We start from the raw sequence: 18891 nt of genomic DNA on the forward strand, positions 1-18891 counted from the left end.
TCGCCGATCGGTTGCATCGGCATTCTTCGCTTGTCAGCGCGTTCGTCAGAGTCCAGAGCAGGATCGGGATCAGCAGGAGGTCAGGCGATGGACATTGCGGCAGCGGTGGGAGATGCGTTGCTCAACGGTGCGTCCGACGCGATCGTTGCGACCGATGCGAGAGGCCGCATCACCGTGTGGAATCCCGGCGCGGTCAGGGTATTCGGCTTCACGCCTGAGGAGGCCGTCGGACAATCGCTCGACCTGATCATTCCGGAAGCCTTGCGCGCGCGTCACTGGGCCGGCTTCCGCCACACGATGGCGACCGGGACGAGCCGTTACGGTCAGGGCGATCTGTTGTCGGTGCCTGCGCTGACCAAGGATGGCGCGCGCATCTCCGTCGAATTCACCATCGTGATGCTGCATGACGCGGAGCACAAGGTCGCCGGCACCGTGGCGGTGATGCGCGACGTGACCAAGCGGTTCGATGAGCTGAAGGCCTTGCGGCGCCGCGCGGCGCAGCAGGGCGGCCCATCCTCGTAAGGCTGCTGGTGGCAACGCCAGCTATTTTCCTGATCGCAGGCGGGCTTCCGCGAACGCCGTCACGAGGCCGATGATCAGCATCGAGGCGACAATGTCGGCTTCCGCACCGAAGCCAAACGCGATTCCCGTCGCCGAGGCGACCGCCGCAAGGATCGCGATGGTCAGCCCCTCATCGGCGATCAGCCGACGCAGCGCCGTCAGGTGCGTGATGCCTCGTCGCATGGCCTGTTCACACGCCGAGCGGATTGCCGGCCGCGGCGATCGCAGAGGCGACCTGGCTGGCACGGTGGCCCGGTTGCGCGACGATCCGGCCGCGCAGGATCCGGTACAGCACCCACAGCAGGAGCCGCGAAAGGCGCGTCGCAGTCTGCGGCAGTAATGTCATGGCCTGTCCTCCTGATATCCCGCCCAAGGCTACGCGCGGCAATGAATTAAACAAACGAATAATATTGGCGGTTGATATCGGATTATCAGATATAAGCATCAGTCGGTCCGCCCGCCGCCGGGGCCGCAGATGCGCTCGCGCGGGCCGGCCAAAATAATTTATCCTGCCCCTGTCGTCCTGCAGGCCGCCCGTTCGACTGGGTGTCGGCGATCCAGCCGATCAAGAGGAGAGACGAGATGCAATATTTGCTGCTGATCTACCGGAGCGACGCGCAATACGCCCACATGTCCGCTGAAGACCGCAAGGCCGTGACGGCGGAGTACGGCGCCTACACCCAGTCCATCATCCAGAGCGGGCACTTCAAGGCCGGCGACGGGCTGCAGCCGGTGTCGACGGCAACCACCGTGCGGGTCCGCGACGGCAAGACGCTGACGACCGATGGGCCGTTCGCGGAAACCCGCGAACAGCTCGGCGGCTACTATCTGGTCGAGGCCAAGGATCTCGACACCGCGCTCGGCCTCGCGGCGCGGATTCCCGGCGCCAAGACCGGCTCGATCGAAGTCAGGCCGGTGATGATCTACGACAACCCGTGATGACGGCATTATCGCATCATGAATGCAGCGGCCGCGTCGCCTGGCGCGGCCGTTGAGCAACGATTGATGGCCATGACCCCCAGCCAGATCGAGAAAACCTTCCGCGACGAGGCGGGCCGGGCGCTCGCAACGCTGATCCGTCTCGTCGGCGATTTCGACCTGGCCGAGGATTCCCTGCAGGAGGCCTTCGCGGTCGCGCTCGAGCGCTGGTCGATCGGTGAATTCCCCGCCAATCCGCGCGCCTGGCTGGTCAATGTCGGCCGCAACAAGGCGATCGACCGCGTCCGCCGCGCGGTTTCGTTTCGCGGCAAGCAGCAGGAATTGACGCATCACTTGCTGCTCGATGCGGAGGCGGCGCCCGAGCCGGCCGATGCAACGCTCGATGACGACATGCTGAGGCTGATCTTCACCTGCTGCCATCCGTCGTTTGCGGCGGAGGTCCAGGTTGCGCTGACCTTGCGCACGGTGTGCGGTCTGACCACGGCGCAGGTCGCGCGCGCGTTCCTGGTCAGCGAGGACGCGATGGCGCAGCGCCTGTTGCGCGCCAAGCAGAAGATCAAGCTCGCCGGCATTCCCTATGAGGTGCCGGAGCGCGAGGCGCTGGAGCCGCGGCTTACGGGCGTGCTGGCGGTGATCTATCTCGTCTTCACCGAAGGCTATGCCGCGACCGCCGGCGAGGATCTGATGCGGCCCGATCTCGCGCGTGAGGCGATCCGGCTGGCGCGGCTGCTCGACGGGTTGATTCCGGCGCGCGGCGAGATCAAGGGCCTGCTGGCATTGATGCTGCTGCACGATGCGCGGCGCGCCGGCCGCCAGACCGCGGATGGCGACATCGTGCTGCTCGAGGAGCAGGACCGTTCGCTATGGGATTTCCAGCAGATCGCCGAAGGTGTGAGGCTGGTCGAGGCGGCGCTGCAGATGCCGGGCCGGCCGCAATCCTACGCGGTGCAGGCCGCGATCGCCGCGCTGCATGCGCGGGCGCCGAGCTATGAGGATACCGACTGGCCGCAGATCGCCGGTCTCTATGAGGTGCTGCTCCGCATCAGCCCGTCACCGGTGATCGAGCTCAATCATGCCGCTGCGGTGTCGATGGTCGACGGCCCGGCGCGCGCGCTCGATCTGATCGACGCGCTGGACGCGCGCGGCAGCCTGAAGGGATACGACCAGCTGCCCGCGGTGCGCGCCGACCTGCTGCGCCGCCTCGGCCGCAAGGACGAGGCGCGGCAGGCCTATCTTGCGGCCACCGCCGCGACGCAACTGGAGCCGTTGCGGCGGCTTTACGCGCGCCGCATCGCCGAGATGGGCTGACGTCGCCTCATCTCGTGCGCTGTCCGCGAGGGCACGCCTCTCGCATCAACACTGGTCCGTGTGCCGCGCGGCGTCGAACGTGCTCAGTACCCTGTCTTGGCCTTGGCGCCGGTCGATTGCCCGGTCGTCGTTCCACTCGACATGCCGGTCGTGGTGCCGGGCGCCATCATCTTCTTCTGCGCGTGATGGACCTTGTGGGTCTTGTGATGGGTCGACATGGACTTGTCCTGGGTCGACATCGCACCTGCGGCTACTGGAGCTGCGATGAGGCCGATGGCGACAGCTCCGGTGATGAGTGTTTTGAACATGGACGAATCTCCACTCAGACCGCCCCAAATAAGAAGGCGGGACACGGAAAAAAGTTCCAGTTTGCGCGTGAGGATTTGGCCGGAAGCGTCATTGCGAGCGGAGCGAAGCAATCCATCGCGCCGCACGCCGAAACGTGGATTGCTTCCGCCTTCGCCGAGGCTTCGGCGGACAAGTCGTCGCGGAGCCTGTCATCGGGCGCGCATTTCGCGCGACCCGTTGGCGCCTCGCAATGACGATGGAAAGACCGAGCCTACCTCGCCGCGTCCGGCGGCAGACTCTCGAGCAGCGCGTGCAGCGTCGCCATGGTGGAGCGGTCGGCGATCCCGTCGACGCGCTCGGGGCGGAAGTGACGCTGGAAGGCGGTGACGACCTCCATCGTTGGGCCGTCGAACTTGCCGTTGGTCGGGATGTTGTAGCCGTAGCGCCGGAACGCGGCCTGCATGTTGGAGACGCTGTCACTGATCGCACCGAGCTGCAGCGCGTCGCCACGCACGATCGGCGCCGGCTGCACCCAATGCCCGACGCCGGAATTGGCCAGCGAGTGCCAGGGGAATTTCTCGCCGGGATCCTTCTTGCGTCCCGGCGCCACGTCGGAATGGCCGAGCACGCGATGCGAGACCACCTTGCGCCGAAGCATGATGCCGCGGCACAGCGCGATGACGGCCGCGATCTGGCGCAGCGGGAAGTCGGGATAGCCCCAATCGTGGCCGCGATTGACGATCTCGACGCCGATCGAACAGGAGTTGATGTCGTCCTCGCCGGCCCAGGCCGAGACGCCGGCGTGCCAGGCGCGCTTGCTCTCCGGCACGCACTGCACGATGCGGCCGTCCTCGAGCACGATGTAATGTGCCGAGACTTCGGTGCCGGCGGTGCAGAGCTGGGCGATCGCGCCCTCGACGTCGGGCATGCCAGTGTAGTGCAGCACGATCATGTCGGGCTGCCGGTTGTTGGCGCGGTCGCCGAAGTTCGCCGACGGGATCACGTCGGAGGCGATCGAGGAATCCGGCGTGAACGTCTCCACGTCGGCCACGCCCTTCGGAACAGGAAGGACGCGCTGACGCTTCGAATCAGCGTTGCCGGACGAGGACGAACCAGAAGCCATACGAATCACTCAAAACCCGAACCAGGAGAAAGCATTTTGACATATGGATAAACAAATAGGCGTTTACTATTCCTTTACCGTGCGGGCCGCGCAATCGGCCCTGCCGGTTCCAGGGTCCGCTCCATGAGCCGCGCAATGATGCCCGGAGCGAGGGCCGAGGGTATCATTCGAATGCGGATCAAAGTCGCGCGATTCCGCTAACCGATCATCAACGTTTTCTTAACGTTAAGTGCCGTTACTGAGAGGTGAAGTGCCGAACCGGTTTCGGGGGACGGCCAAGGTCCGCTGTTGCGCGAAATCCCATGGAAACCCTCCCAATTCCGGTCGGATATCAGGATTTGCGGCCGAGGACGGGAGTTGGCGCTGGTATTACGCAGCGGCCTTTTTGCCGGAACAGCCAGCGCGAGGATTCGAGACGCTATGAGTCGGCGCGCAGCCAGCTTGCATGCCAGCAACGCGGCCCTGTCCGGGGGCGGCGCATGAGCGAGCGTGCTCCCCGTCACATTTCGGTGCTGGGCCGCGAGGCGGTCGCCTGTCTCGAGCCGCGCGCCGGCGGCATTTATGTCGACGCGACCTTCGGCGCCGGCGGCTACAGCCGCATGATTCTCGATGTCGCCGATACGCGCGTCATCGGCATCGACCGCGACCGCACCGCGATAACAGGCGGCTTCGATCTGGTCGACGGCTCGGACGGCCGGTTGACGCTGGTCGAGGACCGCTTCTCCAATCTCGCCGAGGTCTGCGCATCGCAGGGGGCGGATCAGGTCGACGGCATCGTGATGGATGTCGGCGTCTCCTCGATGCAGCTCGACCAGGCCGAGCGCGGCTTCTCGTTTCGCCTCGGTGGCCCGCTCGACATGCGGATGGCACAGAGCGGTCCGACCGCGGCCGATGTGGTCGCCACCGCTTCCGAGAAGCAGCTCGCCGACATCATCTATATCTTCGGCGAGGAGCGGCATTCGCGCGGCGTCGCCCGCGCTATCGTGGCCGCGCGCAAGGACGCGCCGATCACGACGACCGAGGCGCTCGCCGACATCGTCGGGAAAGTCGTGCGCGCCAAGCCGAACGAGATCCATCCGGCGACGCGGACCTTTCAGGCGCTGCGCATCTTCGTCAATGAGGAACTCGATGAGCTGCATCGGGCGCTGGCCGCGGCCGAGCGCGTGCTGAAGCCGGGCGGGCGGCTCGCCGTGGTCTCGTTCCACTCGCTGGAAGACCGCATCGTCAAGAATTTCCTCACCGAGCGCGGCAAGGTTTCCGGCGGCTCGCGGCATCTGCCCGAAGTGGCGCAATCCGCGCCGAGCTTTCAGATCCTGACCAAGCGGCCAGTGACGCCCGGCGAGGCGGAGATATCGGCCAATCCGCGCGCCCGGTCGGCCAAGCTGCGCGCGGCCGAGCGCACCGCGGAGCCGGCGCATGCGGACGACGACCTGCCGTCATGGCCGCGGCTGTCCGATCTGAAGCGGGGGGGCTGACGATGCGCCTCCTCCATCTCCTTGTCATCGGCATGCTGATCTTCGCGGCATCCTATGTCTACCGCATCAAGATGGAATCGACCGCGCGCGTCGAACGCGTGCTGCAGCTCAATGCCGAGATCCGCGAGCAGCGCAACGCGATCGCCACCTTGCGCGCGGAATGGGCCAAGCTCGATGCGCCGCTGCGGCTGCAGGGGCTTGCCGAACGGCATCTGCCGCTGAAGCCGATCAACGCCAACCAGTACGATTCCCTGAAGAACCTGCCGGAGCGGCCGCCGAGCTTCACGCGGCCCGGTTCGCGCGATCCGATCGGCGCGATGATCGACACCATCGAGGCCGCCGCCGCGCCCGACAGCACGACCGGATCGATCGACAAGCCGGCGACCGACCAGCCGGCCGCCGACCAGCCCGCGCCCGAAGAGTCCGAGCAGGGTGGGGGAGACCAGCAATGACCGGACCTGCCATGACCGATCCGGCACCCGCCAGCAAGCCGGCTGAGAAATCCGCCGAACCCTGGCGCACGCGGCTGATCCGCACGCTGCTGTACGGAAGCAATGTCGACCGTGCCGCGAAGGCGCGCGCACGCGTCGGTCTTGCGATCATCGCGTTTGCCGCGGTCTATTGCGTGCTGGCCGGACGGCTGGTGCTGTTCGCCGTCGGTGCCGACAGCCATGGCGCACGGCGCACCGCCTCGCAGGACGCGATCGCCACCGCCCGGCCCGACATCACCGACCGCAACGGCGAAATTCTCGCCACCGACGTCAAGGCGCCGAGCCTGTTCGCCGAGCCACGCCGCCTGATCGACAAGGACGAGGCGATCGAGCTCTTGACCGCGGCCTTGCCGGATATCGACACCAGCGAAGTGCGCGACCGCCTGTCGTCGCGCAAGGGGTTCGTCTGGCTCAAGCGCGAGATCACGCCGAAGCAGCAGCTCGACATCCACCGCCTCGGCCTTCCCGGCGTCGGCTTCCTGCGCGAGAACAAGCGCGTCTATCCGACGGGCAATGAAGTCGCCCACCTGATCGGCCTCGTCAATATCGACAACCAGGGCATCGCCGGCATGGAGAAGTGGCTGGACAATAACGGTCTGGCCGATCTGCATCGTGCGGGCTTCGCCACCGACCGGCTGCAGAAGCCGGTGGAGCTGTCGGTCGACCTGCGCGTCGAGCACGCGCTGCGCGACGAACTGATCAAGGCGAAGGAGAAGTTCAAGGCCAAGGCCGCCTCCGGCCTCGTCTCCAACGTGCGCACCGGCGAGATCGTGGCGATGGTGTCGCTGCCGGATTTCGATCCGAACAATCCGAAGGAGGCGCACGATCCTGATCGCATCAACCGCCTGACCACCGGCGTCTACGAGATGGGCTCGACCTTCAAGGCGTTCACGCTGGCGATGGCGCTGGATAGCGGCCGGTTCGACCTCAACTCGATGTGGGATGCGCGCGGCCCGCTGCACTACGGCAAGTTCGCGATCCATGACGATCACAACATGGGCCGCATGATCAACATGAAGGAGGTGTTCTACTATTCCTCCAACATCGGCGCCGGGCGCATTGCGCTGGCGATGGGCGTCGATGCGCACAAGGCCTTCCTGCGCAAGATGGGGCAGCTCGAGCGGCTGCGCACCGAATTGCCGGAGAGCGCCTCGCCGATCGTGCCGAAGAAGTGGGGCGAGTTGAACACCGTCACCATCTCGTTCGGTCACGGCATCGCGGTGGCGCCGCTGCAGGCGGTGATGGGCATCGACGCGCTGGTCAATGGCGGCTACCTGATCCCGCCGACCTTCCTCAAGCGCACCGAGCAGGAGGCGATGGCGCTGGCCAAGCGCGTCATCAAGCCCGAGACCTCGGACAAGATGCGCTATCTGATGCGGCTCAATGCCGAGATCGGCACCGCGAAGAAGGCCGACGTCAAGGGCTACTATATCGGCGGCAAGACCGGCACCGCGGAGAAGGTGATCAACGGCCGCTACGCCAAGAAGCGGGTGCTGAACGCCTTCACCGCGATCCTGCCCGCCGACAATCCGAAATACCAGCTGTTGATCATGCTCGACGAGCCGCAGCCCCTGAAGGAGACCTATGGCTTCATCACCTCGGGCTGGAATGCGGTGCCGACCGGCGGCAACGTGATCGCCCGAATTGCGCCGCTTTTGGGCGTTGAACCGCGCTTCGACCTGCCGCCGTCCGACCGCCTTATTCTTGCGGCATCCAGAACAACCCAGTAAGGCGTATAATCACGCGGCGCCAGAACGGCGCCGGCCAGACTGGAAGATCATGAGACTTCGCGACCTCTTCAGCGCCGATGCCACGATCGATCCAAGTGCCGACGCTGTTGTCGTCGGAGGGCTTGCGGTCGACAGCCGTGCGGTGAAGCCGGGCGACCTGTTCTTTGCGCTGGCCGGCAGCAGGACCGACGGCGCACGCTTCGTCGATGCGGCGATCGCCGCGGGCGCAGTCGCGGTCGCCAGCGACCAACTGCCGCAAGGTCACGGCCGTGTTCCGTTCGTCATCACGCCGAATCCACGCCGCGCGCTTGCGCTCGCCGCCGCCACATTCTATCCGCGCCAGCCCGCGACGATCGCGGCGGTGACCGGCACCAGCGGCAAGACCTCGGTCGCGGCGTTCACGCGCCAGATCTGGCAGCGGCTCGGTCACTGCTCCGCGAGCATCGGCACCATCGGTCTCGTCTCGGACAAGCGCACCGTCTACGGCTCGCTGACAACGCCCGATCCGATCGCGCTGCATCGCCAGCTCGACGAGATCGCGCGCGACGGCGTCACCCATCTCGCCTTCGAGGCGTCCTCGCATGGCCTCGACCAGTATCGGCTCGACGGCGTGCGCATCGCGGCCGGCGGCTTCACCAATCTGTCGCGCGACCACATGGATTATCATCCCGACGTCGCGCATTACCTGAACGCAAAGCTGCGGCTGTTCCGCGATCTCGTCGCCGACGGCGGCACTGCCGTGATCTCGGCCGATCACGACTGCTCGGCTGAGGTGATCGATGCGGCGCGGGCGCACGGCCTGCGCATCATCACGGTCGGGCGCAATGTCGACGCCACCGATGGCATCAAGCTCACCGATGCGGCGATCGAAGGCTTTGCCCAGCAGCTCGCGATCGAGCACCGCGGCCGCAAACACGCGATCCGGCTGCCGCTGGTCGGCGAATTCCAGATCGAGAATGCGCTGGTCGCGGCGGGCCTTGCGATCGGCACCGGCAGCGCCGCCGATGACGTGTTCGGTACGCTCGAACATCTCGAAGGCGCCAAAGGCCGGCTGGAATTCGTCGGCGAGCATAATGGCGCGCCGATCTTCGTCGACTACGCCCACAAGCCCGATGCGCTCGCCAAGGCGCTGCAGGCGCTGCGGCCCTATGCCAAGCGCAGGCTGGTCGTGATCTTCGGCGCCGGCGGCGACCGCGACGCCGGCAAGCGTCCGATCATGGGCGCGATCGCCGCCGAGAATGCCGATCAGATCATTGTCACCGACGACAATCCGCGCAGCGAGAAGCCCGAGGCGATCCGCGCCGCGATCATGGCGACGGCGAAGGGCGCGCGCGAGATCGGCGACCGCGCCGCAGCGATCCGGGCCGGGATCGCCGGCCTCGAGCCGGGTGATGCGTTGGTCGTGGCCGGTAAGGGCCATGAGGTCGGGCAGATCGTCGGCAGCACGACGCTGCCGTTCAGCGATCATGAAGCGGTCGCGAATGCTTTGGCCGAGGAGGGCGCATGAGCATGATGTTGTGGACCTCGGATGCGATGGCAGCGGCGATGCGCGCCGCCACGCAAGGCACGCTGCCGGACGGCGTCACCGGACTCTCGATCGACAGCCGCACCGTTGCAAAAGGCGACGCGTATTTTGCCATCAAGGGCGACGTCCATGACGGTCATGCCTTCGTCGCGGCGGCGCTGAAGGCCGGCGCCGGGCTAGCCGTGGTCGAGACTGCGCAACGCGAGAAATTTCCCGCCGACGCGCCGCTGCTGGTGGTCGACGACGTGCTCGCCGGCCTCGTCGAGCTCGCGCATGCCTCGCGGGCGCGGCTCAACGCGCAGATCATCGCGGTGACCGGTTCGGTCGGCAAGACCTCGACCAAGGAGGCGCTGCGGCGCGTGCTGTCGGCGCAGGGCGAGACCCATGCCTCGGTCGCATCGTTCAACAATCACTGGGGCGTGCCGCTGTCGCTGGCGCGCTGCCCGGCGAGCGCGCGCTTCGCGGTATTCGAGATCGGCATGAACCATGCCGGCGAGATCACGCCGCTGGTCAAGATGGTGCGGCCGCACGTTGCCGTCATCACCACGATCGAGCCGGTGCATCTGGAATTCTTCTCCGGCATCGAGGCGATCGCCGACGCCAAGGCGGAGATCTTCGCAGGGCTGGAGCCCAATGGCGCAGTCGTGCTCAACCGCGATAACGGGCAATTCGCGCGGCTGCAGAAGCAGGCGAAGAAGGCCGGCGTCTCGCGCATCGTCTCGTTCGGCGCCGACAAGCGCGCCGAGGCGCGGCTGATCGACCTCTCGCTGCACGCGACCTGCTCGGCGGTGCATGCCGATATTCTGGACCATGACATCACCTACAAGATCGGCATGCCCGGCCGCCACATGGCGATGAATTCGCTCGCGGTGCTCGCGGGCGCCTCGCTGCTCGGCGCCGATATCGCGCGTGCGGCGCTGTCGCTGTCGCAGCTCGAGGCGCCGACCGGCCGCGGTCTTCGCCGCACGCTCGAGGTCGGCCACGGCGAGGCGACGCTGATCGACGAGAGCTACAACGCCAACCCGGCCTCGATGGGCGCCGCGCTCAACGTGCTCGGCCAGGCCCAGACCGGGCCGCACGGCCGCCGCATCGCCGTGCTCGGCGACATGCTCGAGCTCGGGCCGACCGGGCCCGAATTGCACCGCGGCCTCAACGAAGCCGTGACCGGCAACCGCATCGACCTCGTATATTGTTGTGGTCCGCTGATGCGGAATCTGTGGGATGCCCTTTCCACCGGCAAGCGGGGAGGCTATGCCGAGAGTTCGGCGGCGCTCGAAGCGCAGGCGGTCGCCGCGGTCCGTGCCGGTGACGTGATCATGGTGAAGGGCTCGCTGGGGTCGAAGATGAAGCTCATTGTCAGCGCGCTGGAAAAACGCTTCCCCGACAAGGCCGCGCACGAAGAAGCGGTATAGGACTTTTTGAATGTTCTACTGGTTGATCGAACTGTCCAACACCGTTCCGGGGTTTGGGGCATTCCGCAGCGCTCTGAACGTGTTCCGCTACATCACCTTCCGCACCGGCGGCGCGATGGTGACCGGCGCGCTGTTCGTGTTCCTGTTCGGGCCCTGGATCATCGATCACTTGAGGCTGCGGCAGGGCAAGGGCCAGCCGATCCGCACCGATGGTCCGCAGTCGCACCTGATCTCCAAGAAGGGCACGCCCACCATGGGCGGGCTGATGATCCTGTCCGGGCTCGTGGTGTCGACGCTGCTCTGGGCCAACCCGCTGAATCCCTATGTCTGGATCGTGCTCGCGGTGACGCTCGGCTTCGGCTTCGTCGGCTTCTATGACGATTATCTGAAGGTCACAAAGCAGTCGCACAGCGGCTTCGCCGGCAAGCTCAGGCTCCTGATCGAGGCGGTGATCGGGCTCGCCGCCACCTACGCGCTGGTCCGGCTCGGGCGCGACGTGTCCTCGACGTCGCTCGTGATTCCTTTCTTCAAGGACCTCGTGATCAATTTCGGCTGGTTCTTCGTGATCTTCGGCGCCTTCGTGATGGTCGGCGCCGGCAATGCAGTGAATCTCACCGACGGCCTCGACGGCCTTGCCATCGTGCCGGTGATGATCGCGGCCGCGAGCTTCGGCATGATCTCCTATCTCACCGGCAACGCGGTGTTCTCGGATTATCTGCAGATCAATTACGTCGCCGGCACCGGCGAACTGGCGGTGCTATGCGGCGCGGTGCTTGGCGCGGGCTTGGGCTTTCTGTGGTTCAACGCACCGCCGGCCTCGATCTTCATGGGCGACACCGGCTCGCTTGCGCTCGGCGGCATGCTGGGTGCCACCGCGGTCGCGGTGAAGCACGAGATCGTGCTTGCGGTGATCGGCGGCCTGTTCGTGCTGGAGGCGGTCTCGGTCATCGTGCAGGTCACCTCGTTCAAGCTCACGGGAAAACGCGTGTTCCGGATGGCGCCGCTGCACCATCATTTCGAGCAGAAGGGCTGGACCGAGCCGCAGATCGTGATCAGGTTCTGGATCATCTCGGTGATGCTGGCGCTCGCCGGCCTCTCCACCCTCAAGCTGCGCTGAGCGTCATCATGATCCCGGTCACCTCCTTCTCGGGCAAGACGGTCGCGGTGTTCGGGCTCGGCGGCTCCGGGCTTGCGAGCTGCCAGGCGCTGAAGGCCGGCGGCGCGGAGGTGATCGCGGCCGACGACAGTGCCGATAACGTCGCCAGGGCGGCACAGGCCGGCTTCACCACCGCCGATCTGCGCACCGTGTCGTGGGCGAATTTCGCCGCGCTGATCCTGACTCCCGGCGCGCCGCTGACCCATCCGGCGCCGCACTGGAGCGTGCTGAAGGCGCGCGAGGCGGGCTGCGAGGTGATCGGCGACGTCGAATTGTTCTGCCGCGAGCGTCGCCGCCATGCGCCGAACGCGCCGTTCGTCGCCATCACCGGCACCAACGGCAAGTCGACCACGACAGCGCTGATCGCGCACCTGATGAAGGTCGCCGGCTACGACACCCAGATGGGCGGCAATATCGGCACCGCAATCCTGTCGCTGGAGCCGCCGCGCATGGGCCGCGTCCATGTCATCGAGATGTCGTCCTACCAGATCGACCTCGCCCCCTCGCTCGATCCCTCGGTCGGCATCCTGATCAACATCAGCGAAGACCATATCGATCGCCACGGCACGCTGGAGCATTACGCCGCGGTCAAGGAACGGCTGGTCGCGGGCGTGCAGCAGGGCGGCACCGCGATCGTCGGCGTCGATGATGGCTGGTGCCGCGACATCGCCGACCGGCTCGATCGCGCCGGCAAGCGCGTGGTGCGCATCTCGGTGAGGAACCCGCTGCCCGACGGCCTCTATGTCGAGCACGAGACCATCGTGCGCGCCTCGGGCGCGGCGCGCAGCGAGATCGCGCGCCTCGGCGGCATCGGTTCGCTGCGCGGCCAGCACAATGCGCAGAACGCCGCCTGCGCCTCGGCCTGCGCGCTGGCGATGGGGATCGCGACCGATGTGTTGCAGAACGCCCTGCGCAGCTTCCCGGGCCTCGCGCATCGCATGGAGCAGGTCGGCCGCCGCGGCAACGTGCTGTTCGTCAACGACTCCAAGGGCACCAACGCGGATGCTGCCGCGCACGCGTTGTCGTCGTTCGCCGACATCTACTGGATCGCCGGCGGCAAGCCGAAGGCCGGCGGCATCACGGGCCTCACCGAATATTTTCCGCGCATCCGCAAGGCCTATCTGATCGGCGAGGCGGCGGCCGAATTCTCCGGGACGCTCGGCGACCGCGTCGCGCACGAAATGTCCGGCACGCTCGACGTCGCGATCGCCAGCGCCGCGCGCGATGCCGAGGCGTCGGGGCTTGCCGAGGCGGTCGTGCTGCTGTCGCCCGCCTGCGCCTCGTTCGACCAGTACCGCAATTTCGAAATCCGCGGCACTGCCTTCCGCGACATCGTCCAGGCGCTGCCGGGTGTGAAGCCGGTGGTGTGACGACTGATTGTAGAATCGCAGGTTGGGTAGAGCGCAGCGAAACCCATCAGACCGCGCCACACATTCATCGTCGTCCTGGCGAAAGCCAGGACCCATTACCCCAAATCTCAATTGTTGCGCGACGCTGGGGCCGCCATCCTTTTCATCATTGAATGCGGTGGTTATAGGTCCTGGCTTTCGCCAGGACGACGGCTGTGTGAGGCGACCGCATGCCCGGATGGCGACACCGGAGGCGTCGCGAGCCCCCAACCTACCTCCCTCAAAAGTTACCCAACCCGTTAACCCCTTGGAAACCATCCTGCGCCACGAATGGACGTTATCTCTGCCATCTGGGGACGCCCATGCTCGCCCGTGACCAACGCACCCCGTTCTCGGACTGGTGGTGGACCGTCGACAAGCTGCTGCTTGTCGCGATCGCCGCGTTGATGCTGGCCGGGGTCATCCTGTCGCTGGCGGCGAGCCCGCCGGTCGCGGCCCGGATCGGGCTCGATCCGTTCCACTTCTTCAACCGCCACGTCATGTTCCTGGCGCCGTCGCTGATCGTGCTGATCGGGGTGTCGTTCATGACGCCGCGGCAGATCCGGCGCACCGCGCTGATCGTGTTCGCGGTCTCGATCGTGTTGATAGTGCTCACGCTCTTGATCGGGCCCGAGGTCAAGGGCTCGCGACGCTGGATCACGCTGCTCGGCGTCAACATCCAGGCCTCCGAAGCCGCCAAGCCCGCCTTCGTCATCGTCGCGGCCTGGCTGTTTGCGGAATCGACCAAGCGGCCGGAGATGCCGGCGACCTCGATGGCGCTGGTGCTGTTGATGATGCTGGTCACGCTGCTGGTGATGGAGCCAGATTTCGGCCAGACCATGCTGATCCTCACCGTGTGGGGCGCGCTGTTCTTCATCGCGGGCATGCGGATGATCTGGGTGTTCGGGCTCGCCGGCGCTGCCGGCGCCGGCCTGTTCGGTGCGTATTTGCTGGTGCCGCACGTCGCCGGCCGCATCAAGCGCTTCATGAATCCCGCCTCCGGCGACACCTTCCAGGTCGACACCGCGATGGAAGCGTTCTGGAATGGCGGCTGGTTCGGGCTCGGGCCGGGCGAGGGCATCGCCAAGCGCAGCCTGCCGGACAGCCACACCGACTTCGTGTTCGCGGTGGCGGCGGAAGAATTCGGCATCATCCTCTGCCTGATGCTGGTCGCGCTGTTCGGCTTCATCGTGATCCGCACGCTGACCCGCGCCTATGCCACCGAGGACATGTTCTCGCGCTTTGCGGCATCGGGGCTCGCGATCCTGTTCGGCGTGCAGGCGACCATCAACATGGCGGTCAACCTGCAACTGATCCCGGCCAAGGGCATGACGCTGCCGTTCATCTCCTATGGCGGCTCCTCGTTCGTCTCGCTCGCCTATGGCGTCGGCATGATGCTGGCGCTGACGCGGCAGCGGCCGCGCACCGAGATCGAATCGATGGAAGGCGCCAGCGCCCGGCGCGCCTACGCGTAGGTGACTGTGACGGCGGTGTCGGTTATCTGGAAGCCATGTACTTGCACGATATGGACAACGCGCCCCTGATTCTGCTGGCGGCCGGTGGCACCGGCGGCCATTTGTTCCCGGCCGAAGCGCTCGCCGTGGAACTGATCAGACGCGGCCTGCGGGTGCGGCTTGCGACCGACGGCCGCGCGCTGCGCTACTCCGGCCTGTTCGGCAGGGAGAGCATCGAGCTCGTGCCGAGCGCGACCGTGCGCAGCCGCAACCCGATCTCGCTGGCGCGGACCGTGCTGATGCTCGGCTACGGCACGCTGGTCGCCGCCAATGTGGTGCGCCGGCTGAAGCCGTCGGCCGTCGTCGGCTTCGGCGGTTACCCGACCTTGCCGCCGCTGATGGCGGCGCGGATGCTCGGTGTCCCCGGCATCATTCACGATGCCAATGCGGTGCTCGGCCGCGCCAACCGATTCCTCTCCGGCCGCGTCAACGCGATCGCGACCTCGCTGCCCGGCGTGCTCGACCGCGATCCCGCGCTCGCCGGCAAGGCCACCACCGTCGGGACGCCGATGCGGCCGGCGATCCTCGCCGCCGCCGCGGTGAAATACACCCCGCCCGAGGTGGATGGGCCGCTGCGCCTGCTCGTCGTCGGCGGCAGCCAGGGCGCGCGGGTGATGAGCGACATCGTGCCGCCAGCGATCGAGCAGCTCGCGCCCGCGCTGTGGAGCCGGCTGATCATCACCCAGCAGGTGCGCGAAGAGGACATGGATCGGGTGCGCGCGGTCTACGACCGGCTCAAGGTCAATGCCGAGCTGGCGCCGTTCTTCGCCGATTTGCCGGCGCGGCTGGCTTCGAGCCAGCTCGTGATCTCGCGCTCCGGGGCCGGCACGGTGGCCGAGCTCGCCGCGATCGGCCGGCCCTCGATCCTGGTTCCGCTGCCGGGCGCGATCGATCAGGACCAGTTCGCCAATGCCGGCGTGCTGTCGCAGGCGAACGGCGCGCTCCGCATCACGCAGGGCGACTTCACGTCGGAACGGCTCGCGGCCGAGATCTCGGCCTTCGCCGCCGAGCCCGAGAGACTGACCGCGATGGCGGACGCCGCGCGCAGCGTCGGCCGGCTCGATGCTGCCGAGCGGCTGGCCGATCTGGTTGCCAAGGTGGCCGGGATTTGATGCGCCAATCCGGCAGGACGCCGGGGGAGACTAGATGATGACGGGTCTTTTGATTCACTCCGTCTCGGAATTCTCGGACCTGATCCTCGAAGCGCTGCGCCTTTCGGATGCGCAAGACATCGTCGAGATCGGTGCGGAGCATGGCGGCATGTCGGCGCTGCTCGCCGATCACTGCCGGGCCCGCGGCGGTCAGCTCACCAGCATCGATCCGGCGCCGAAGCGCGAATTCCTCGACTGGGTGAATGCCAATCCGGATGTGCGTCACCTGGCGAAGACGAGCCTCGATGCATTCGGCGACCTGGATGCCGCCGACGCCTGGATCGTCGATGGCGACCACAACTGGTACACCGTGTATCACGAGCTCCGGCAGATCGAGGCGATCAGCCGCCGCGCCGGCAAGCCGGTTCTGGTCTTCCTCCACGATGTCGGCTGGCCCTGCGGGCGGCGCGACATGTATTACGCGCCCGGCCAGATTCCCGCCGAGTTTCGTCACCCACACAGTTTCGACGCCGGCGCCACGCTGGATCGCCCGGTGCTGGTCGAGGGGCGTGGATTTCGCGGCGCGGGTTTCGCCGCATTCGCGAACGTTGCCGGCGGTGCGCGCAACGGCGTGATGACCGCGATCGATGACTTCCTGGCGGAACAGCTGGCGCAGGGCAGGGAGTTCGGCTTCGCCGAGATCCCCGCCGTGTTCGGCCTCGGGGTGTTGTTCGACATGAACGCCAGCTGGAGCGCGCAGCTTGCCGAGCTCGTGCTGCCCTATCACCAGAACAAGCTGCTGCGTGCGCTCGAGACCAACCGGCTACGCAACTATCTTCGCGTCATCGACATGCAGGATGAGTTCGCGGCGCGCGCTGTGCGGTCGGGAGCGGCGTAGCCGCCGGGCCCGGATGGAGATGTCCGTGACGTCAGATCACCAGCACCGGCCGGCAGCTGACAACAGCGACATTTCCGCGGCTGCGGGGTGGAAAAAGCCCTTGTCACGCATGGGAAAAGCGGGGCATCCAGTACCCAGCGCGACCGATGTGAGGCGCACAGGAACGATGATATCAGGAACCGGATCATGAGACTGCCGCGCGAGATCGGACCCATTCACTTCGTCGGGATCGGCGGCATCGGCATGAGCGGGATCGCCGAGGTGCTGATCAATCTCGGCTACACCGTGCAGGGCTCCGACGCGTCCGACAATTACAACCTCGACCGGCTGCGCAAGAAGGGCGCCAAGGTCTCGGTCGGCCACACCGCCGAGAATGTCGATGGCGCCGATGTCGTCGTCGTCTCGACCGCGATCAAGCGCGACAATCCCGAGCTGATGGCGGCCCGGGCGCGGCGCATTCCTGTGGTGCGGCGCGCCGAGATGCTGGCGGAATTGATGCGGCTGAAGAGCTGCGTTGCGATCGCCGGCACCCATGGCAAGACCACCACGACCACGATGGTGGCGACATTGCTCGATGCCGGCGGGCTCGATCCGACTGTGATCAACGGCGGCATCATCAATGCCTACGGCTCCAACGCGCGGCTCGGGGCCGGCGACTGGATGGTGGTCGAGGCCGACGAGAGCGACGGCACCTTCCTGAAGCTGCCGTCCGATGTCGTCATCGTCACCAATATCGATCCCGAGCATCTCGATCACTTCAAGACCTTCGAGGCGATCCAGGACGCGTTCCGCAATTTCGTCGAGAACGTTCCGTTCTACGGCTTTGCCGTGATGTGCACCGATCATCCCGTGGTGCAGACTCTGGTCGGCAAGATCGAGGACTGCCGCATCATCACCTACGGGCAGAATCCGCAGGCCGATGCGCAGCTCCTGGATCTGACGCCGATGGGCGGCGGCTCGAAGTTCAAGGTCGCGATCCGCAATCGCCAGTCGGGTACGACGCACGAGATCGCGGACATCATGCTGCCGATGCCGGGGCGCCACAACGCGTCGAACGCGACGGCGGCGATCGCGGTCGCGCATCAGCTCGGCGTGTCCGACGACGTGATCCGCCAGGCCATGGCCGGCTTCGGCGGCGTCAAGCGGCGCTTCACCAAGACCGGCGAGTGGAACGGCATCACCGTGATCGACGATTACGGTCATCATCCGGTCGAGATCGCGGCCGTGCTGAAGGCGGCGCGGGAATCCACCAACGGCAAGATCGTCGCCGTGGTGCAGCCGCATCGCTACACCCGCCTGCAATCCTTGTTCGAGGAATTCTGCACCTGCTTCAACGATGCCGATGCGGTCGTGGTCGCCGAGGTCTATCCGGCCGGCGAGGCGCCGATCGTAGGCATCGACCGCGATCATTTCGCCGCCGGCCTGCGTGCCCACGGCCATCGCAACGTTGTCCCGCTGCCTAATGCGGGCGAGCTCGCGAAGATCGTGCACGGCATTGCCAAGTCCGGCGACCTCGTCGTCTGCCTCGGCGCCGGCAACATCACGCAATGGGCCTACGCACTGCCCGGCGAATTGAAGGCGCTGGGGTGATGGAGGCCTCGTATCTCACCACGTCATGGCCGGGCTTGTCCCGGCCATCCACGTCTTCACTGCACTATCGTGTCGTACAGGTCTTCCCAGTTCGGATTCGCTGCGATGATCTTGCGGATCTTCCAAGCGCGCGGCCAATGCTTGATGGTGTGTTCGCGCTGGATGGCGGTACGGATGTCGTCAAATTGCTCAAAATAGACCAGCCGCTTCAGTCCGTATCGCTTGGTGAAGCCATCGACGAAGCCGGAACGATGCTCGAATATCCGGCGGACGAGATCGCTCGTTACCCCGACGTAGAGCACACCGTTCGGACGGTTGGTCAGAAAGTAGACGTATCCACCTGCCATGTGGAGATACTGCAAGACGTGGATGGCCGGGACAAGCCCGGCCATGACGGATGGA

At 66.3% G+C, this 18891-nt stretch carries 19 protein-coding genes; 14 read left to right on the forward strand and 5 right to left on the reverse strand.

Going from position 1 to position 18891, the window contains the following annotated elements; genetic code table 11:
* Positions 1-87 precede the first annotated feature (87 nt).
* On the forward strand, positions 88-522 hold the full coding sequence (locus ACE10Z_RS12975; RefSeq protein WP_375788260.1) for a PAS domain-containing protein: 435 nt from the start codon (positions 88-90) through the stop codon (positions 520-522).
* Positions 523-543: 21 nt separating this feature from the next.
* Here the strand turns inward: ACE10Z_RS12975 and ACE10Z_RS12980 are convergent, their stop codons facing one another.
* Both ACE10Z_RS12980 and ACE10Z_RS12985 read right to left on the reverse strand, forming a co-directional pair.
* Positions 544-744, reverse strand: a complete 201-nt coding sequence (locus tag ACE10Z_RS12980) for a hypothetical protein (protein ID WP_375788261.1) — start codon at positions 742-744, stop codon at positions 544-546.
* Positions 745-751: 7 nt separating this feature from the next.
* Complete coding sequence (locus ACE10Z_RS12985) at positions 752-907, reverse strand: hypothetical protein (RefSeq protein WP_375788262.1); 156 nt, start codon at positions 905-907, stop codon at positions 752-754.
* A 236-nt stretch (positions 908-1143) separates the two neighbouring features.
* Here ACE10Z_RS12985 and ACE10Z_RS12990 point away from each other — a divergent pair, with 236 nt between their 5' ends.
* Positions 1144-1500 carry a YciI family protein gene (locus ACE10Z_RS12990; protein WP_375788264.1) on the forward strand — a complete coding sequence of 119 codons (357 nt, stop codon included), beginning with the start codon at positions 1144-1146 and terminating at the stop codon, positions 1498-1500.
* 72 nt (positions 1501-1572) lie between these two features.
* Positions 1573-2808, forward strand: coding sequence for an RNA polymerase sigma factor (locus ACE10Z_RS12995; RefSeq protein WP_375789819.1), 1236 nt, complete (start codon positions 1573-1575; stop codon positions 2806-2808).
* Between the two features lie 83 nt (positions 2809-2891).
* Here the strand turns inward: ACE10Z_RS12995 and ACE10Z_RS13000 are convergent, their stop codons facing one another.
* Positions 2892-3116 (reverse strand): hypothetical protein, encoded by a 225-nt coding sequence (locus ACE10Z_RS13000; RefSeq protein ID WP_375788265.1) that lies wholly within the window; start codon positions 3114-3116, stop codon positions 2892-2894.
* A 251-nt stretch (positions 3117-3367) separates the two neighbouring features.
* The gene (locus ACE10Z_RS13005) at positions 3368-4219 is read right to left on the reverse strand and encodes an N-acetylmuramoyl-L-alanine amidase (RefSeq protein WP_375788266.1); all 852 of its coding nucleotides are present in this window, start codon (positions 4217-4219) and stop codon (positions 3368-3370) included.
* Between the two features lie 479 nt (positions 4220-4698).
* Between ACE10Z_RS13005 and rsmH the strand changes: the two genes are divergently transcribed.
* From rsmH to murC, 11 genes are all read left to right on the forward strand, one after another.
* Positions 4699-5694, forward strand: coding sequence for a 16S rRNA (cytosine(1402)-N(4))-methyltransferase RsmH (rsmH, locus tag ACE10Z_RS13010; protein WP_375788267.1), 996 nt, complete (start codon positions 4699-4701; stop codon positions 5692-5694).
* Between the two features lie 2 nt (positions 5695-5696).
* A complete protein-coding gene (locus tag ACE10Z_RS13015; RefSeq protein WP_375788268.1) occupies positions 5697-6146 on the forward strand; it encodes a hypothetical protein in 450 nt (149 codons plus the stop codon).
* Entirely contained in the window at positions 6143-7915 is a 1773-nt protein-coding gene (locus ACE10Z_RS13020; RefSeq protein WP_375788269.1) for a peptidoglycan D,D-transpeptidase FtsI family protein, read from the forward strand. The genes ACE10Z_RS13015 and ACE10Z_RS13020 overlap by 4 nt, the downstream gene beginning before the upstream one ends.
* A 49-nt stretch (positions 7916-7964) precedes the next feature.
* On the forward strand, positions 7965-9422 hold the full coding sequence (locus tag ACE10Z_RS13025; protein WP_375788270.1) for a UDP-N-acetylmuramoyl-L-alanyl-D-glutamate--2,6-diaminopimelate ligase: 1458 nt from the start codon (positions 7965-7967) through the stop codon (positions 9420-9422).
* Complete coding sequence (locus tag ACE10Z_RS13030; RefSeq protein ID WP_375788271.1) at positions 9419-10852, forward strand: UDP-N-acetylmuramoylalanyl-D-glutamyl-2,6-diaminopimelate--D-alanyl-D-alanine ligase; 1434 nt, start codon at positions 9419-9421, stop codon at positions 10850-10852. Before ACE10Z_RS13025 ends, ACE10Z_RS13030 begins: the two co-directional genes overlap by 4 nt.
* A gap of 10 nt (positions 10853-10862) precedes the next feature.
* Complete coding sequence (mraY, locus tag ACE10Z_RS13035) at positions 10863-11969, forward strand: phospho-N-acetylmuramoyl-pentapeptide-transferase (RefSeq protein ID WP_028332550.1); 1107 nt, start codon at positions 10863-10865, stop codon at positions 11967-11969.
* Positions 11970-11977: 8 nt separating this feature from the next.
* Entirely contained in the window at positions 11978-13378 is a 1401-nt protein-coding gene (gene murD, locus ACE10Z_RS13040; protein WP_375788272.1) for a UDP-N-acetylmuramoyl-L-alanine--D-glutamate ligase, read from the forward strand.
* Positions 13379-13719: 341 nt separating this feature from the next.
* Positions 13720-14871: a putative lipid II flippase FtsW gene (ftsW, locus tag ACE10Z_RS13045; RefSeq protein ID WP_375788273.1), complete on the forward strand. Its 1152-nt coding sequence runs from the start codon at positions 13720-13722 to the stop codon at positions 14869-14871.
* A 50-nt stretch (positions 14872-14921) separates the two neighbouring features.
* Positions 14922-16022: an undecaprenyldiphospho-muramoylpentapeptide beta-N-acetylglucosaminyltransferase gene (gene murG / locus ACE10Z_RS13050; RefSeq protein ID WP_375789820.1), complete on the forward strand. Its 1101-nt coding sequence runs from the start codon at positions 14922-14924 to the stop codon at positions 16020-16022.
* A 37-nt stretch (positions 16023-16059) separates the two neighbouring features.
* A complete protein-coding gene (locus ACE10Z_RS13055; RefSeq protein ID WP_375788274.1) occupies positions 16060-16899 on the forward strand; it encodes a class I SAM-dependent methyltransferase in 840 nt (279 codons plus the stop codon).
* Between the two features lie 186 nt (positions 16900-17085).
* On the forward strand, positions 17086-18489 hold the full coding sequence (gene murC / locus ACE10Z_RS13060; RefSeq protein WP_375788275.1) for a UDP-N-acetylmuramate--L-alanine ligase: 1404 nt from the start codon (positions 17086-17088) through the stop codon (positions 18487-18489).
* Positions 18490-18545: 56 nt separating this feature from the next.
* On the opposite strand, the gene ACE10Z_RS13065 is transcribed toward murC, so the two are convergent.
* Positions 18546-18881 (reverse strand): GIY-YIG nuclease family protein, encoded by a 336-nt coding sequence (locus tag ACE10Z_RS13065; protein ID WP_375789821.1) that lies wholly within the window; start codon positions 18879-18881, stop codon positions 18546-18548.
* Positions 18882-18891: the final 10 nt, after the last annotated feature.

Source organism: Bradyrhizobium sp. Pha-3, from assembly GCF_042258615.1.
Classification (GTDB): Bacteria; Pseudomonadota; Alphaproteobacteria; order Rhizobiales; family Xanthobacteraceae; genus Bradyrhizobium.

What these genes read in the sequence shown, in the direction of transcription:
- ACE10Z_RS12975 (WP_375788260.1), top strand. Translation starts at nt 88, where the DNA reads ATGGACATTGCGGCAGCGGTGGGAGATGCGTTGCTCAACGGTGCGTCC.
- ACE10Z_RS12980 (WP_375788261.1), bottom strand. Translation starts at nt 744, where the DNA reads ATGCGACGAGGCATCACGCACCTGACGGCGCTGCGTCGGCTGATCGCC.
- ACE10Z_RS12985 (WP_375788262.1), bottom strand. Translation starts at nt 907, where the DNA reads ATGACATTACTGCCGCAGACTGCGACGCGCCTTTCGCGGCTCCTGCTG.
- ACE10Z_RS12990 (WP_375788264.1), top strand. Translation starts at nt 1,144, where the DNA reads ATGCAATATTTGCTGCTGATCTACCGGAGCGACGCGCAATACGCCCAC.
- ACE10Z_RS12995 (WP_375789819.1), top strand. Translation starts at nt 1,573, where the DNA reads ATGACCCCCAGCCAGATCGAGAAAACCTTCCGCGACGAGGCGGGCCGG.
- ACE10Z_RS13000 (WP_375788265.1), bottom strand. Translation starts at nt 3,116, where the DNA reads ATGTTCAAAACACTCATCACCGGAGCTGTCGCCATCGGCCTCATCGCA.
- ACE10Z_RS13005 (WP_375788266.1), bottom strand. Translation starts at nt 4,219, where the DNA reads ATGGCTTCTGGTTCGTCCTCGTCCGGCAACGCTGATTCGAAGCGTCAG.
- rsmH (WP_375788267.1), top strand. Translation starts at nt 4,699, where the DNA reads ATGAGCGAGCGTGCTCCCCGTCACATTTCGGTGCTGGGCCGCGAGGCG.
- ACE10Z_RS13015 (WP_375788268.1), top strand. Translation starts at nt 5,697, where the DNA reads ATGCGCCTCCTCCATCTCCTTGTCATCGGCATGCTGATCTTCGCGGCA.
- ACE10Z_RS13020 (WP_375788269.1), top strand. Translation starts at nt 6,143, where the DNA reads ATGACCGGACCTGCCATGACCGATCCGGCACCCGCCAGCAAGCCGGCT.
- ACE10Z_RS13025 (WP_375788270.1), top strand. Translation starts at nt 7,965, where the DNA reads ATGAGACTTCGCGACCTCTTCAGCGCCGATGCCACGATCGATCCAAGT.
- ACE10Z_RS13030 (WP_375788271.1), top strand. Translation starts at nt 9,419, where the DNA reads ATGAGCATGATGTTGTGGACCTCGGATGCGATGGCAGCGGCGATGCGC.
- mraY (WP_028332550.1), top strand. Translation starts at nt 10,863, where the DNA reads ATGTTCTACTGGTTGATCGAACTGTCCAACACCGTTCCGGGGTTTGGG.
- murD (WP_375788272.1), top strand. Translation starts at nt 11,978, where the DNA reads ATGATCCCGGTCACCTCCTTCTCGGGCAAGACGGTCGCGGTGTTCGGG.
- ftsW (WP_375788273.1), top strand. Translation starts at nt 13,720, where the DNA reads ATGCTCGCCCGTGACCAACGCACCCCGTTCTCGGACTGGTGGTGGACC.
- murG (WP_375789820.1), top strand. Translation starts at nt 14,922, where the DNA reads ATGGACAACGCGCCCCTGATTCTGCTGGCGGCCGGTGGCACCGGCGGC.
- ACE10Z_RS13055 (WP_375788274.1), top strand. Translation starts at nt 16,060, where the DNA reads ATGACGGGTCTTTTGATTCACTCCGTCTCGGAATTCTCGGACCTGATC.
- murC (WP_375788275.1), top strand. Translation starts at nt 17,086, where the DNA reads ATGAGACTGCCGCGCGAGATCGGACCCATTCACTTCGTCGGGATCGGC.
- ACE10Z_RS13065 (WP_375789821.1), bottom strand. Translation starts at nt 18,881, where the DNA reads ATGGCCGGGCTTGTCCCGGCCATCCACGTCTTGCAGTATCTCCACATG.